Source organism: Cupriavidus gilardii, assembly GCF_008801915.1.
Lineage (GTDB): Bacteria > Pseudomonadota > Gammaproteobacteria > Burkholderiales > Burkholderiaceae > Cupriavidus > Cupriavidus gilardii.
In genome coordinates, this window is sequence record NZ_VZOV01000007.1 from 20270 (window position 1) to 35341 (window position 15072).

The following is a 15072-nucleotide window of genomic DNA, read 5'->3' on the forward strand; positions in this document are numbered from 1 at the left end:
CACGGGCGCCAATCCGGCAAACCCGCGAATTCACTCCAAGACATCATGCGCATCCTCGTCCTGAATCCCAATACCAGCGAAGGCATCACGGCCCGTCTGATGGCCGCGGGCAGCGACGCCGCCGCCCCCGGTACCGAACTTGTGCCATTGACCGCGCCGCGCGGCGTGCCCTATATCGCCACCCGTGCCGAGGCGCAGATCGGCGGCGCCATCGCGCTGGAGATGCTCGCCGAACACCATGCGAACGTCGATGCGGCGGTCATCGCGGCGTTCGGCGACCCGGGCCTGCTTGGCGCGCGCGAACTGTTCGACCTGCCGGTCGTCGGCATGGCGGAGGCCGCGATGCTGAGCGCCTGCATGCTCGGGCGGCGCTTTGCCATCGTCACCTTCGCCCGCGCGCTGGGCCCGTGGTACGAGGAATGCGTCGACATGCATGGGCTGCGCGGCCGGCTGGCCGGCATTCGCATGCTCGACGACGCCTTCGCTTCGGTATCGGATGTGCAGGACGAGAAGGAAGCGTTGCTGGTGGCGCTGGCCAATCGCGCGGTCACCGAGGACGAGGCCGATGTGGTGATCCTCGCCGGTGCGCCGCTGGCCGGACTGGCGGCGCGGGTGCGCGACCGCATTCCGGTGCCCGTGGTCGATCAGATGGCGGCCGCCGTCAAGCAGGCCGAGGGACTGGTTGCATTGAACACGCGCAAGGCGACCGCCGGTACGTTCCGCCGTCCCGATGCCAAGCCCACGTTGGGGCTCCCCGATGCGCTGGCGGCCCGCATCGAGCATCGCTAGACGTCAGCCGTCGGGGCGTTCGGTCATAGGGTCGTTGGCCCGCGGAACGCGGCCGCGGCCACGGCCGCGTCAGACGGAGGCGAAGACCGCCTCCAGGTCGACCTCCTCGTCGGCCGGCGCATCCAGATGCAGCGTGCTTTCGACATGCGCCAGATGCTCGGTCATCAGCGTCGCCGCACGCTCGCCGTCTCCCGCTTCCATCGCATCGAGAATGTCGTCGTGCTCATGATGGGGGCATGACGGGACGCCCGGCGCATCGTACAACGCGATGATCAGGCAGGTCAGCGAGCACAGCTCGCGCAGATATTTCGCCAGGTACTGGTTCTCGGACAGGTCGGCGAGCCGCGCATGGAATTCGCCGGACAGGCGGATGATCGTGCGGCGGTCGTTCTTGCGCCGCGCCTGCGCCTCCTCGCGCGTGATCGCGCGCAGCGGCCGCAAGCGCTCACGCGTCATGCCGGCCGCGAGGTCGCGCGCCAGTTCCGGCTCGATCAGCCGCCGCGCATGCAGGACCTGGCGGGCCTCCTGCACGCTGGGGCTGGAGACGAAGGTGCCGCGGTTCGGATACACCGTCACCACGCCCTCGTGGGCGAGCTTGGTGAAGGCGAGCCTCACCTTGGTCCGGCTCACGCCGAACACGCTGGCCAGTTTCTCCTCGACCAGCTTGGTGCCCGGCGGCAGGCGGTGCTCCCAGATCGCGACCAGGATGCGCTCGGCAATCTCGTCGACCTGAATGCCGGACACGGTCTTGCCGTCGTCCAGCGGTTCGGCAGGGCTGTCGGTGTCGAGGCGCGCGGCTTTCGCTCGAGGCATGGTCAATCCGGATGCGGGCTGTGGAGCGACTATTGTACGGCGGTGGCGCGACGAGTGTATATCGGCAGCGCAAACAATCCGCCCGCCCTCTCACCACTGCACGCCGCGCATTCCGTGTTCGATCGCCGCCGCCAGCGACATCAGCGGCCCCGCCAGTGCTGACTGCGCAGCCGCCGTGTCCTGCTGCCCGGAAACGCTGACGTTCAGCACATGGACCGCGTAGCCGTCGAACCGCATCGGCGTGGCCAGGGCCACCACCTGGGGCTGCCACGAGGCCGCGCAGTAGCCGTGCCGATGCACCGACTCCACCGCGGCCTCGATCTCCTTGCGCAGCTCGCGCCAGCCGCGGCCGCCGCCTTTGCTCGCGAACGACGCCATCATCCGGGCGAAATCGTCGGGGCTCAGCGTCGACAGATGGGCGCGGCCCAGCGACGTCAGCGCCATCGGAATGCGCTGGCCCGTCACGACGGTACGCAGCGATTGCCTGCGGTTGTAGCGGAACGATTCGAGGTAGACCATCTCGTCGCCATCGGCGACGGCCAGGCCGACATTGATGCGGTGGCGCATCGCGACGTCCACCATCATCGGCGTGGCCACCTTGAGGACCTGGGAGCTGTCCCGCATCGCGTGCGCCATGCTGAGCACCGGCACACCGAGCCGGTACGCACGGGCTTGCGGGATGTAGTCCAGCATGCCGGTCTCGACCAGCGTCTGGGTCAGCCGGCTGACCGTCGAGCGCGACAGCCCGGTGCGCTCCGCAATCTCGCTGTTGCCGAGCATCGACGATCCGGCGCGGAACGCGCGCAGGATCGCCACGCCCCGTTCCAGGGACCGGTTCGGCGTCGCCTTGCCCTGACCGGGCATGGTTCGCGAGCGCTGGGGAAGGCTGTTCGGCATGATCGACGTCGGGCATCGCGGAAGGCTGCCTATGATAGCGGCCGGGTGGCACGCCGGCCGCCGAGTCGCCCATGCCGGTGCCGCTCAGCGGCGGTCGCCGTCGGCCAGTACCGCCACGCCGTCCGCCGCGACCACGCCCTGCCCTTGCGGCAGTACGAACAGCGGATTGATCTCGGCCTCCACCAGGCTGTCGCCCAGCGTGGCCACCATGCGCGAGAACGACACGATCGCATCGGCCAGCGCATCGACATCGGCGCGGGGCCGGCCACGAAAGCCCTGCAGCAACGGGGCGGTTTTCAATCGCTGCACCATCTGCAACGCCGCGCCGCGCGTCAGTCCACCATTTCCCGGCAGCAGCCGCAGCGTGGTGTCGCCGAACAGCTCCGCCGTCACGCCGCCCATGCCGAGCAGAATGGCCGTGCCCAGCGCATCGCGGTGCATGCCGACAATGACTTCGACCCCGTCCCTGACCATTTCCTGCACCAGATAGCGCTTCGGCGCGCTGCCGGTCGCGCCGCGGACGTCGGCGGCCATGCGGTCGAGCCGGGCGGCAATGCCCTCGGGCGGAACATTGACCGCGACTCCACCGATATCGCTCTTGTGCGTGATCTGCGCGGACAGCATCTTCAGCACGACGTTGCCGCCGAACGACCGCGCCGCGGCGGCCGCCTCCTCGCCATTGCCGACCACGACCTCGCGCGCGACCGGCACGCCAAAGGCGGCGAACAGCGCCTTTGCGGCCGCTTCGTCGAGCGAACCCGTGCCGAAGCGATCGAGTTGCGGTGCCGGCAGCGCCGGGGTACCGGCGTCCTCGTCGGCTGGGAGCCGTGCCGCGCGCAGCATCGCATCGAACGCAACGGAACAGCCCTCCGGGTCGGCAAAGGCGGGCACGCCGTTGCGGTTCAGCAGCGCCAGCGCCTGCGGCGCATGCGGACTGACGTAGGCGACCACCGGCTTGTCGGTCTCGGCCAGGCAATCGCCGATCGCATTGGCCATCAGGTCCGGCATGGCCACGCCCGACGAACCGACGATGACGGCCACGGCGTCGTAACCATTGCTGTGGAGCAGCGTGCGAATCGCCGCGCGCAGCAGGTCGGGCTGCAGCCCCGCCAGCGTGACGTCGATGGGATTGCGGTCGAGGGCGGCATGGTCGCCCTTCTGCAGCGCGCGCAGCTTCGGCGCGGTGTCTTCGTCAGGCGGCGGCGTCTCGAATCCGGCCAGGCCGAGGCTGTCGGATACCAGCGTTCCCGCGCCGCCGGTCGAGGTCAGGATCGCGATGCGCTTGCCCTTCAGCCTGCGGCCAGTGGCCAGTGCCGCGGGGATGTCCAGCAGGTCCGAGAACGATTGCGCGCGAATCACGCCGAGCTGCTCGAACAGCGCGTCGTACATGCGGTCGGCGCCGGCGAGCGCGCCGGTATGCGACACCGCGGCGCGCGCGCCGCTCTCCGATCGACCGATCTTGAAGGCGACCACCGGCTTGCCGGCACGGGCGCACTTCAGCGCCGCACGGCGAAACGCCGCGGGATTGCGCACGCTTTCGATGTAGAGGGCCACCACACGCGTCGCGTCATCGTCGGCCAGGTAGTCCATGAAGTCGGCCAGGTCCAGGTCCACCTCGTTGCTGGTGGAGATCAGCTTGGAAAGACCGATGCCCCGTGCCGCGGCGCGGGACAGCAACGCGCCGAGGATGCCCCCGCTTTGCGATACCACGCCGATACTGCCGGCGGGAAACGCGTCCATTTCCAGCGCACCGCTGGCCGACAGCGGGATGTTGTCGGTCAGATTGACCAGGCCGATCGTGTTGGGGCCGAGCAGGCGCATGCTGCCGGCCGCCTCGATCAGCTGCGCCTGGCGCCGCGCACCCTCGGCACCGGTCTCGGTATAGCCGCTCGCCAGCACGATGGCGGCGCCCGCCCCCTTGTCGGCCAGTTCGCGCACCGCCAGATGCGCGCGCTCGGCGCCCAGCAGCACGATGCCGACGTCCGGCACCTCCGGCAGCGACGCGATATCGGGATAGCAGCGCAAGCCGTCGATCGATTCGACCTTCGGGTTGACCGGATAGATCGCGCCGCCGAAGCCGTGCTTGCGCAGGTAGGACACCGGACGGCCGGCCGTCTTGGCAGGATCGGCCGACGCACCGATCACCGCCACGCTGCGCGGACTGACGAGTCGTTGGATCGCATTCATGGGTCAGCCCTTGCTGGCGGTCTTGTTCAGGAAGGCCAGCACGGCTTCGCGATGCTCGGTGCTGGTGTAGCAGATGCCCTGCGCCTGGCTGCCCTGCGCGAACACCTGGTCGGCCGGCAGCTCGAAGGACTGGTTGATGATGCTCTTGCCCAGTGCGATCGCGGTCGCCGAGCCCTGGCTTAGCTCCCTGGCCCACGCCAGCGCGTCGGCGATCAACGTCTCCGGTTGGCTCAGGCGATCCGCGATACCCAGCGCCTTGGCCTCCTGCGCATCGACCTTGCGGCCGGTGAAGACCAGTTCCTTGGCGGTCGGCAGCCCCACGCGGCGCGGCAGGAAATACATGCCGCCGCCGTCGGGAATCAGCCCCCGGTTGATATAGGACCAGGAGAACGAAGCCGCCTCGGAGGCCAGCACGAAATCGCAGCACAGCGCGGTATCGGCACCGAGGCCGGCCGCTGCGCCGTTGACCGCGGCGATCGTCGGCTTGGGCATCGTATGCAGCAGCTTGACGGTGTGATGCACGCGCTGCTGGCGGCTCCAGCCGTTGAAGGCCACTTCGCCCGGCGGCGCTTCCATGCGGCGCTGCATGCCAGCCACGTCTCCACCGGCGCAGAAGCCCTTGCCGTTGCCGGTGAGCACCAGCGCCCGGATCGCCTTGTCGGCCGCCACGCGTTCGAGGGCGTCGATGAACTCGGCACGCATGTCGTCGCTCATCGCATTGCGCTTGTCCGGGCGGTTGAAGGTGATCAGCGCGATGCCCGATTCCACCCGCAGCTCGATAAGGGAATATTGGTCCATGATCCTGTTCTCGTTGCCTCGTTGTCTCGTTGTCTCGTTGTCCGGCCGCGCTCAGTCGACCGTGATGTTGGCCTGCTTGACGAGCTTGCTCCAGCGCTGGCTTTCGCCCTTGACGTAGCGGCCGAATTCCTCCGGCGTGCCGCCGCCGATGTTCAGGCCTTCCTGCTCGGCCCGCTTGCGGAACGACTCCGTCTGCACGGCCTTCTTTGCCGCCTCGTTCAGCCGGGCGATCACCGCCGGCGGCGTACCGGCGGGGGCGAACAGGCCATACCAGCTGTCGGCGGCGTAGTTCGGCACGCCGCTCTCGGCAATCGTCGGCACCTTGCTGAGGCCCGGGGCTTGCGAGCGCTGGGCAGTGGTCACCGCGACCGCGCGCAGCTTGCCGCTCTCCAGGTGCGGCGCCACCGCGGCCGCCGTGGCGAACATCATGTCGACCTGGCCGCCGAGCAGATCGGTGATCGCCGGGCCGGCACCGCGATAGGGGATATGGATCAGGTCCACCTTCGCCATGCTCTTGAACAGCTCGCCGGCCAGGTGCGCGGAAGTGCCGGCGCCCTGCGATGCATAGTTGAGCTTGCCCGGCTTCGCCCGCGCGGCGGCGATCAGGTCCTGCACCGTCTTGATCGGGCTGTCGGGCTTGACCACCAGCACATTGGGCGAGCGGCCCACCAGCATCACCGGCGTGAATGCCTTGTCGGTGTCGAACGGCAGCTTGCGGTGCAGGCTCGGATTGACGGCATGGGCAATGGTGGCCATTACCAGCGTGTAGCCGTCGGGCGCGCTCTTGGCGACCGCCTCGGTGCCGATGATGGTGCCGCCGCCGGGCTTGTTGTCGATGATCACCGGCTGGCCGAGGTCCTCGCTCATCGTGACGCCCATGGCGCGCGCGATCAGATCGGTGCCGCCGCCGGGGGCAAACGGCACGACCATGCGGATCGGCTTGTCGGGGAAGGCCGCCCACGCCGAGGACGGGGCCGTGGCCGCGATCGACAACGGGATGGCGGCGGCGGCGATGGCAAGACGTCGGAAGAATCCGGTGCGGGTGCAATGCATGGTCTGTCTCCTGAAGATGGGAGCGCCTCGGCGGTCGGACCGACCGCGCCGGCGCGCTTTCTTGTTGGTGACAGCTTAGGGCCTGCAACGCTGGTTCACACCCCCGAAATTCCACTGCATGGAACGATGGCATCGTTCGCGGCGGACATCGCCAGACATGAAAAAGCCCGGCGAGGTCGACAACCTTCGCCGGGCGGGGCGTGCCGCGGCGGCCCGGCCAACGTTGCCGCGCGCCTATCGGTTGACCGTCTTCGCGGGCATCGCCAGCACCAGCAGGCAGCTGCCCAGCAGGCACACCGCGAACAGGATCAGGCCGGCGCTCGGGCTATGGAACGTGTCCTTCATCCAGCCCAGCAGATAGGTCGCCGCAAACCCGCCGAGGTTGGCGATCGAACAGGCCAGCGCAATGCCGGCGGCCGCCGCGGTACCGCTGAGGAAGGTCGACGGCAGGCACCAGAACACCGGGAACGTGGCGACGATGCCGACGTTGGCCAGCGTCAGCAGCGCCAGTGTCGCGCCGGTATGGCCGGTGACGAAGGTACTGGCGACGAGGCCGAAGGCGCCGAACAGCACCGGCACCACGATATGCCAGCGGCGTTCGCGCGTCCGGTCCGAGTGTGCGCCGTTGATCAGCATGGCAACCACCGCCACGGCATGCGGAATCGCGGTCAGCAGGCCGATATGCAGCGGGCTGGCAACGCCGGAATCGCGGATGATGGTCGGCATCCAGAAGCCGATCGAGTACGTCCCCATCAGCAGGCACATGTCGATCACCCCAAGCATCCAGACGCGACGATCGGTGAAGGCGGCCTTCAGCGAATGCTGGTTCTCGACCAGCACGTCCGCTTGCAGATTGCGTTGCAGCGTGCGCTTCTCGGCGGCATCGAGCCATTTCGCCGAGTCGATGTTGTTGGGCAGATAGAAGAACACCATCACGCCCAGCAGCACCGAGGGCAGCGCCTCGAGGAAGAACAGCCATTGCCAGCCGGCATAGCCATAGACTCCGGCAAACGCCGTCATGATCCAGCCCGAGATCGGACTGCCGATCATGCTGGCCAGCGGCAGCCCGATCATGAACAGCGCAATGATCTTGCTGCGGCGATGCGTGGGATACCAGTAGGTCAGATACAGCAGCACGCCGGGCAGGAAGCCCGCTTCGGCCGCGCCCAGCAGGAATCGCAGGATATAGAACTGCGTGGGCGTGGTGACGAACATCGTGGCGCCCGACAGCAGGCCCCAGGTCACCATGATGCGGGCGATCCAGATACGCGCGCCGACCTTCTGCAGCACCAGGTTGCTCGGCACCTCGAACAGGATATAGCCGACGAAGAACAGGCCGGCACCCAGGCCGTAGACGGTCTCGCTGAACTTCAGGTCGTCGAGCATCTGCAGCTTGGCCAGGCCGACGTTGATGCGGTCCAGATAGGCGGCCAGATAGCACAGACAGAAGAACGGAATCAGACGCCATGTCACCTTGCGGTAGACATCCGGTTCCGTCGTTGGGGCCAGCACGCCGGCCGTTCCTTGAGGGTACTGATACGACATCTTCGCTCCTTGCTTGGTCTACCTTTGGGTGCTGGCGTCAACACCGTCCCCGCCTCGGCGTGCGATGACGCAAGGTGCGGAGCCGCTGTGACAGGGGTCCGATGCAGTGCGTGCTGCATCGTGATCGGGAATGGCTTGGCGAGCGCTGGCTGGTGCGGCGACCTCGTCGAACTTATTGCGCGCCGTGTCCGGCGGTGGACACGCTGCCGCGTATTCGCGCCACCGCCTCGTCGACGCCCTGCCAGGCCGGCTTGTCCGGTGCGAAACGGGCCCGCAGGTAATGCACCAGTTCGGCCACCTGCCGGTCATCGAAGCTGTCGGCAAAGCCCGGCATCTCGCCCATCGCATTGAACCGCGGTGCCGGGATGCCCCTGAGCACGGCCTGGATCACGTTGTCCGGCTTGTCGCCATGCAGATTGGTGTTCAGCGCCAGCGACGGCTTGACCCCAAACATCGGCACGCCCTGGTCGGATTGATGGCAGACCGCGCAGGCGCTCTGGTACAGCCGGTCGGCGGGGCCGGCCAGCGAGCGGGCCAGCGTCGCGCTGCGCTGCTCCAGCGCGCGCGCCTGCCGGTCCAGCGCGGCGGCATCCGGCGGCGGCGCGTTGAACGAGGCGACGTAGTGCGCGATCGCGCGGACGTCGCTCTCGGGCAATTGCGCGAGTTCTTCGACGACCGGCGCCATCGGCCCGGCCGCCGCGCCATGGCGCGCGGCGTAGCCGGTGCGCAAATACTGGAACAGGTCTTCCTCCGTCCAGGGAATCGGCGCGCGCGACAGCGAGGTCAATGCCGGCGCGTCCCACCCTTCGGCCTCTCCGCCGGTCAGGTAGGCGCGGCCGCCCTTCTCGGCGCCGAAGGCATTGCGCGGCGAATGGCAGGCGCTGCAATGCCCCAGCCCTTCGGCCAGATACGCACCCCGATTCCATTGCACCGAGCGCGACGGGTCGGGCCGGAACGGCTCGTTGCGATGGAACAGCAGGTTCCAGCCCGCCATCAGCGGCCGCAGATTGAAGGGGAACGCCAGCTCGGTCTTCGGCACCGGCGCATGCACCGGCTCGGCCGACATCAGGTACGCATACAGCGCGCGCATATCGCCCTCGCTGATCCTGGCGAAGGCGGTATAGGGGAAGGCGGGGTACAGCCTGCGTCCGTCGCGATGGATGCCTTCGCGCATCGCGCGCTCGAAGGCGGCGTACGACCAGTTGCCGATGCCGGTGTCGACATCGGGCGTGATGTTGGTGCTGTAGATCGTGCCGAACGGCGTCTCGAGCGGCAGGCCGCCGGCATTGCTGGCGCCATTGGGCGCGGTGTGGCAGACCGCGCAGTCGCCGGCCGCCGCCACCAGCCGGCCGCGTTCGATCGTCGCCGCGGAATAGAAACCCGGCTCGGGCGGTGCAACGGGTGCGATCGCCGATCGCCATGGCATCACGGTCGCGCACAGTCCCGCGATGGCGGCGCCGGCCGCGAGCAGCCAATTGCGCTTGCGCCTTGCGGGCGCGCCCTCGGCGCGTTCCGCGGCGAGCGCCAGGCGAACGCGTTCGCCACTGAACGGTGGCTCGCGCAGCCGCACGCCGGTGGCATCGAAGATCGCATTGGCGATCGCGGCGGCCGCGGGCAGCATCGCGGCGGCACTGCCGCGCAGGCCCGCGGTCGTCGTCAGGCCGCCGACGACGCGGACCTCGGGCGCGAGCGTGCCGGCCGTGACGGGGAGCGCGGTGGCGTGATGGGACGCCTTCGCCCAGTTGTCGAACGACGGCGCCTGTGCCGTCAATCGCCGTGTCGCTTCGGCGATATCGTGCTCCAAGGCCGGCGCAGCGTCACGCGTTCCGCCGGGGGACGGCGAGGGCGCGGACACCGCGCTGTCGTGACCGAGCGTGACCCGTGTCACGCTGACTTCGCCGCTGAACGCGTCCACCTCGACATCGGCGACCCACGCCGCCCAGCTCTGCGTCGGCTGCTCGCCATCGGTATCGAGCACGCTGGCGTAGGCGAAGCCGCGACCACGGCGAACGCTTGCCGACGTATCGCCCGACGCGGCCCGGGACACAGAGCGCTGCGCAGGCGCCTGCCACTCGGCCTGACGCAGCACCTGCCGAACCAGCGCCGCGCCCCGCGCGTCCTGCAGATGATTCAGGCGCAGTGCAACCGGATCGGTGCCGGCCAGCGCGGCCGCCTCGTCCAGATGCGATTCGCGCGCAAACACCTGCGCGACGGCAGCCGCCGAGGGATGGATGGCGATGGCGGCGGCCGTGGGCGCCGTATCGCCCGACACCGCTTCGAGATGGTCGATCCGATACGGCGGCACCAACCCGGCCTCATCATCTCCGCCGACATCGGACACCGCGGCCGGCGTACCGGTCTGGATCGAGGCCAGCGGCCGAACCTGCGCGGGCATCGCCGTGGCGGTGACCTGGTAGGCGGAGAACGCGGCAGCCTCGCCATCCGGCTCGGCACGGGCCGTCGCCATCGCGCTCGCGATGCGGGTCGTGATCCATCCCGCGGCATCGTCGAACGCGGCCGCGTCGAAGCGGACCCGCACCGGTCCACCGACCGCCCGCGCCAGCAGCGCGGCATCGGCGGCCGCATGGTGCGACACGCTGGCCCGCGCAGCCGCACCAGCGATGCCGGCCAATTTCGCCATATCGGCCATATCGGCCATATCCGCCATATCCGCCATATCGGCACCGTCGTGCCAGCAGATCAGCGTGACGGCCGCCTCGGCAATCTCCAGCAGCTTCGCCAGCTCGGCACGCAGCGCACCGGGGCGGCTGTCCGGCAGCCAGACCCGCAGCTCGCCTCCGTTCCAATCCGCGATCGCGGTGGCGGCAGGCGGGGCAATGCCGGCCAGGGGCCAGCGGTAGTCCTGTTCGAGTCGCAAGGGCGCCGCGGCCAGCGCCGCCGCTGCGTCGCCATGCGAGGCGAGGACGCGGCGCCGGCGCGGAACACGCTGGTCGGTACGGCTGCCGGCTTCGGACCATACGGGACGCAACGCGGCCACGCCGGCAGCCGCCCGCGCGGGCGAGCGTGCCACCACGGCGAGGAAGCTGCCGCGCGCGACCACCGCGACCACATCGGGCACCGCGCGTGCCGCCTCGGCATCGAACCGGCGCAGCGTCGCGGCATGGGGATGACGGGGCCGGACGACTTCGCCGAACAGCCATTTCTCCCGTGCGGGCGGTGGGACCGGCATGGCCACGCCGGCTCCCTCGGCGATGTCCCCGCCGGGCATCCGTGCCAGATCGTTCATCGCCGCTCCGCCTGTTCGCCGGCCTGCCGCAGCAATACCGCAGCGCGCTTGACCGCGCGGACGATCTCGACATGCGTGCCGCAGCGGCACAGATTGAAGCGCAGCGCCTCGCGAATCTGTTCGTCGGTGGGATCGGGTTGCGTCGACAGGAAGGCCCTGGCGGTCATGATCATGCCGTTCAGGCAGTAGCCGCACTGGGCCGCCTGTTCATCGATGAAGGCTTGCTGCACCGGATCCAGCCGCTCGCCCTGTGCAAGGCCTTCCAGCGTGGTCACCGCGTGCCCCACCGCGGCCCTGACCGGCACCACGCACGAACGCGCCGCCACGCCGTCGATCAGCACCGTGCAGGCCCCGCACTGGCCCAGCCCGCAGCCATACTTGGGCCCGTTGCATTCCAGGTCGTTGCGCAGGATATAGAGCAGCGGCGTCGCGAGGTCGGCGCAGACCGATCGTTCGGTGCGGTTGACGTTCAGCGCGAGCTGGCTGGGGGAACGGGACACGCTCATGGGGGCTGGCTTGGCATGGGGGCGGCAATGCGAGGTTGCCGCGCCTCCGGGATTCACGGTTCATCTCCGGCCGGACCGCGCCGGCCGGACCGCACCGGCGGGCCCGAGGACCCGCGCAAGACCTGCGCTCAGGCTGCGGCGGCCGCGCTGGCTGCCGCCGGGGCGGCGGCGGGCCCGACCAACGGTACCTCGAACACATCGTAGCCGAAGCACCAGTCCGGATTCTCGTTGGTACGCAGCCAGGTGTTTTCGTGCGAGACCCGTTGCACCCTGCTGGCGCGCTCGGCGCGGTTCGCCTCGTACAACGCAAAGGTCGTGCCGAAGTCGTCGAGCCCGGCTTCGACGAAGCAGCGCGTCAGCATCGCCGCGTCCTCGATCGCCATCGCCGCGCCCTGGGCCATATGCGGCTTCATCGGATGGCAGGCGTCGCCCAGCAGCACCAGACGGCCGCGGCTCCACAGCGGCAGCGGGTCGCGCTCGAGCAGCGGCCACTTGGTGACCTCGACCGTGCCTTCGATCAGCGACTGCACGCCCTGGTGCCAGCCATCGAAGGCCGCGCGCATCTCCTCGACGCTGCTCGGCAGCCAGCTCTTGCTCATATCCCACGTGGGCTCGGGCACGCCGGTCACGTAGTAGATCTCGTCGAGCTTGCTGGTATCGAAATAGACCATCATGTGGCGATCGTCGGACCACCACTTGGTGCAGCGCTCGTGCGTAAAGCCCTTGACGCGCGAGATCGGAAACACCGCGCGATGCGCGATATAGCCGGTGTACTTGGGCGGCTCGGCGCCCAGCAGCGATTCGCGGATCTTCGAATTGACGCCGTCGGCGCCGATCACGATGTCGGCCTCCTCGACGGTGCCATCGGCAAAGCTCAGGCGCACCACGTCGCCCAGATCCTCGACCTGGGTCAGCTTCTTGTCGAACAGCAGCGTGCCGGGCGCGACCGCATCGGTCAGCAGCGCGTGGAAGTCGCCGCGGTGCACGGTCAGATAGGTGGCGCCGTAATGGGACACCGCGTAGTCGCCGAGCGGGATCTGCGCGATCACCTCGCCGGTCTTCCAGTCGCGGCTGTACCAGTAGTCAGGATGGCAGCCCATCGCGTTGAGTCCGTCCTCGATGCCGATCCTGCGCATGATCTTCATCACGTTGGGCCCGACATGGATGCCGGCGCCAAGCCGCGAGAACGCCGGGGCCTGCTCATACAGCCTGACGTTGAAACCCTGGCGCTGCAGCAGCGCGGCCGCGGCCGTTCCTCCCAGTCCTGCACCGATCACGGCGATCCGAGGTTTGCCTTGCACGTTTTTTCTCCTGGCCATCACTTCCAATCCAACACGGTTCGCGCCGGCCGTGGCCAGCGATTGGAATTGAGTGTACACACCATATTTTTGTGCGTAAAGACGGAATGCGACGACTCGGTGTAATCCCTAGGTATGGAGGTGCTAGAAACGATGCAGCGCGCCATATACGTGAAATCACGCACCATTCTCGTCATTCGTTCGTTGAGTACTTACTAAAATGGTGCATGCGGCACGGCGCTGGAGATGGTTGTCGTAATACAGTGTGTACACTACAATGGTCCAACACACGCGAGACGGCTTGCCGTGGCGCCCCCCTCTACCGACAAAACGGAGTCGACAGTGCAGAAAGTCTTCCGGATCGGCCAGATCGTGCCGAGCTCCAACACCACCATGGAAACCGAGATCCCCGCGATGCTCGCGGCGCGCCAGTTGGTGCGGCCGGAACGGTTCACCTTCCATTCGAGCCGGATGCGGATGAAGACGGTCAAGAAGGAAGAGCTCGCCGCGATGGACGCCGAATCGGACCGCTGCGCGATCGAACTCAGCGATGCGCGGGTCGACGTGCTGGGCTACGCCTGCCTCGTGGCGATCATGTCGATGGGGCGCGGCTATCACCGCGTGTCGGAGGAGCGCCTGCAGTCGCGCACCGCCGAGAACGACGGCACCGCGCCGGTGGTGACCAGCGCCGGCGCGCTGGTCAACGCGCTGAAGATGATCGGCGCCAAACGCATCGCGCTGGTCGCGCCCTATATGAAGCCGCTGACCGAGCTGGTGGTCGACTACATCCGGAACGAGGGCTACGAGGTCGTCGACTGGCGCGCGCTGGAGATCCCGGACAACCTGGAGGTGGGCCGCCACGACCCGAATCGCCTGCCCGCCATCGTCGCGCAGATGAATACGCGCGATGTCGATGCCGTGGTGCTGTCGGCCTGCGTGCAGATGCCTTCGCTGCCGGTGGTCGAGAAGGTCGAGGCGATGACCGGCAAGCCGGTGATCACCGCCGCGATCGCGACGACCTACGCGATGCTGAAGGCGCTGGACCTGGAGGCGGTGGTGCCGGGCGGCGGCACGCTGCTGTCGGGCGCGTACTGAGCGGAGGGCCGTCATGACCGCATCCTTTCCGTACGGCGGCAACGTCCTGGCCAATGGCATCCGTCAGCACTATCTGCGCTACGGCGGACCGGGCGAGGGCCGCGATGCGCGCGACCCGGTCATCGTCGTGCCGGGCATCACTTCCCCAGCCATCACCTGGGGCTTCGTCGGCGAACGCTTCGGCCGCCAGTTCGATACCTATGTGCTCGACGTGCGCGGCCGCGGCCTGTCGGAGGCTGGCGATGCGCTGGACTACAGCCTCGATGCGCAGGCGGCCGACGTGATCGCCTTCGCCGAGGCACTGGGCCTGCGGCGCTACAGCCTGGTCGGCCATTCGATGGGCGCGCGCATCGGCCTGCGGGCGGCGCGCGCCAGGCCGGCCGGCCTGGCGCGGCTGGCCATGATCGACCCGCCGGTGTCCGGCCCAGGCCGCCGGCCCTATCCCTCGCAGCTGCCCTGGTATGTCGATTCGATCCGGCTGGCGCGCCGCGGCATCGATGCCGAAGGCATGCGCGCGTTCTGTCCGACCTGGACGGAGGCGCAATTGCGGCTGCGTGCCGAATGGCTGCATACCTGCGACGAGCGCGCGGTGGTGGCCAGCTTCGACGGCTTCCACCAGGACGACGTGCATGCCGACATGCCGCATGTCGCCGTGCCGGCGCTGCTGATGGTCGCGGGCCGCGGCGACGTGATCCGCCCGGAGGATGTCGAGGAAATCCGCGGCCTGATGCCGCAGCTGCAAGTGGCGCGCGTGCCCGATGCCGGCCACATGATTCCGTGGGACGACGAGGCCGGGTTCTATCGCGCCTTCGGCGATTTCCTGGGCGCGCCGCTGCAGCCATGA

12 protein-coding genes are annotated in these 15072 nt (G+C 68.6%); 3 read left to right on the plus strand and 9 right to left on the minus strand.

Translation table 11 applies throughout. From position 1 onward, the window contains the following. The first annotated feature begins 45 nt into the window (after positions 1-45). Positions 46-789, plus strand: a complete 744-nt coding sequence (locus tag F7Q96_RS10970; RefSeq protein ID WP_053823325.1) for an aspartate/glutamate racemase family protein — start codon at positions 46-48, stop codon at positions 787-789. A gap of 69 nt (positions 790-858) precedes the next feature. On the opposite strand, the gene F7Q96_RS10975 is transcribed toward F7Q96_RS10970, so the two are convergent. The 9 genes from F7Q96_RS10975 to F7Q96_RS11015 form a co-directional block, all read right to left on the minus strand. Further along, a complete protein-coding gene (locus F7Q96_RS10975; RefSeq protein WP_053823324.1) occupies positions 859-1602 on the minus strand; it encodes a GntR family transcriptional regulator in 744 nt (247 codons plus the stop codon). 90 nt (positions 1603-1692) lie between these two features. Then, the gene (locus F7Q96_RS10980) at positions 1693-2499 is read right to left on the minus strand and encodes an IclR family transcriptional regulator (protein WP_053823323.1); all 807 of its coding nucleotides are present in this window, start codon (positions 2497-2499) and stop codon (positions 1693-1695) included. A gap of 84 nt (positions 2500-2583) precedes the next feature. Next, positions 2584-4686 (minus strand): acetate--CoA ligase family protein, encoded by a 2103-nt coding sequence (locus F7Q96_RS10985; protein ID WP_151022635.1) that lies wholly within the window; start codon positions 4684-4686, stop codon positions 2584-2586. 3 nt (positions 4687-4689) lie between these two features. Continuing rightward, positions 4690-5484: an enoyl-CoA hydratase/isomerase family protein gene (locus F7Q96_RS10990; RefSeq protein WP_053823322.1), complete on the minus strand. Its 795-nt coding sequence runs from the start codon at positions 5482-5484 to the stop codon at positions 4690-4692. A 51-nt stretch (positions 5485-5535) separates the two neighbouring features. Next, on the minus strand, positions 5536-6537 hold the full coding sequence (locus F7Q96_RS10995) for a tripartite tricarboxylate transporter substrate binding protein (protein WP_053823321.1): 1002 nt from the start codon (positions 6535-6537) through the stop codon (positions 5536-5538). Between the two features lie 234 nt (positions 6538-6771). Further along, positions 6772-8082, minus strand: coding sequence for an MFS transporter (locus F7Q96_RS11000; protein ID WP_053823320.1), 1311 nt, complete (start codon positions 8080-8082; stop codon positions 6772-6774). 172 nt (positions 8083-8254) lie between these two features. Beyond that, positions 8255-11329, minus strand: a complete 3075-nt coding sequence (locus F7Q96_RS11005; protein ID WP_170265921.1) for a cytochrome c — start codon at positions 11327-11329, stop codon at positions 8255-8257. Beyond that, the gene (locus F7Q96_RS11010) at positions 11326-11835 is read right to left on the minus strand and encodes a (2Fe-2S)-binding protein (protein WP_151022637.1); all 510 of its coding nucleotides are present in this window, start codon (positions 11833-11835) and stop codon (positions 11326-11328) included. Before F7Q96_RS11010 ends, F7Q96_RS11005 begins: the two co-directional genes overlap by 4 nt. Before the next feature lie 128 nt (positions 11836-11963). Continuing rightward, positions 11964-13136, minus strand: a complete 1173-nt coding sequence (locus F7Q96_RS11015) for an FAD-dependent monooxygenase (protein WP_053823319.1) — start codon at positions 13134-13136, stop codon at positions 11964-11966. Positions 13137-13475: 339 nt separating this feature from the next. Here F7Q96_RS11015 and F7Q96_RS11020 point away from each other — a divergent pair, with 339 nt between their 5' ends. Next, positions 13476-14228 carry a maleate cis-trans isomerase family protein gene (locus tag F7Q96_RS11020; RefSeq protein WP_053823318.1) on the plus strand — a complete coding sequence of 251 codons (753 nt, stop codon included), beginning with the start codon at positions 13476-13478 and terminating at the stop codon, positions 14226-14228. Positions 14229-14241: 13 nt separating this feature from the next. Continuing rightward, the gene (locus tag F7Q96_RS11025; protein ID WP_053823317.1) at positions 14242-15072 is read left to right on the plus strand and encodes an alpha/beta fold hydrolase; all 831 of its coding nucleotides are present in this window, start codon (positions 14242-14244) and stop codon (positions 15070-15072) included.

What these genes read in the sequence shown, in the direction of transcription:
- F7Q96_RS10970 (WP_053823325.1), top strand. Translation starts at nt 46, where the DNA reads ATGCGCATCCTCGTCCTGAATCCCAATACCAGCGAAGGCATCACGGCC.
- F7Q96_RS10975 (WP_053823324.1), bottom strand. Translation starts at nt 1,602, where the DNA reads ATGCCTCGAGCGAAAGCCGCGCGCCTCGACACCGACAGCCCTGCCGAA.
- F7Q96_RS10980 (WP_053823323.1), bottom strand. Translation starts at nt 2,499, where the DNA reads ATGCCGAACAGCCTTCCCCAGCGCTCGCGAACCATGCCCGGTCAGGGC.
- F7Q96_RS10985 (WP_151022635.1), bottom strand. Translation starts at nt 4,686, where the DNA reads ATGAATGCGATCCAACGACTCGTCAGTCCGCGCAGCGTGGCGGTGATC.
- F7Q96_RS10990 (WP_053823322.1), bottom strand. Translation starts at nt 5,484, where the DNA reads ATGGACCAATATTCCCTTATCGAGCTGCGGGTGGAATCGGGCATCGCG.
- F7Q96_RS10995 (WP_053823321.1), bottom strand. Translation starts at nt 6,537, where the DNA reads ATGCATTGCACCCGCACCGGATTCTTCCGACGTCTTGCCATCGCCGCC.
- F7Q96_RS11000 (WP_053823320.1), bottom strand. Translation starts at nt 8,082, where the DNA reads ATGTCGTATCAGTACCCTCAAGGAACGGCCGGCGTGCTGGCCCCAACG.
- F7Q96_RS11005 (WP_170265921.1), bottom strand. Translation starts at nt 11,329, where the DNA reads ATGAACGATCTGGCACGGATGCCCGGCGGGGACATCGCCGAGGGAGCC.
- F7Q96_RS11010 (WP_151022637.1), bottom strand. Translation starts at nt 11,835, where the DNA reads ATGAGCGTGTCCCGTTCCCCCAGCCAGCTCGCGCTGAACGTCAACCGC.
- F7Q96_RS11025 (WP_053823317.1), top strand. Translation starts at nt 14,242, where the DNA reads ATGACCGCATCCTTTCCGTACGGCGGCAACGTCCTGGCCAATGGCATC.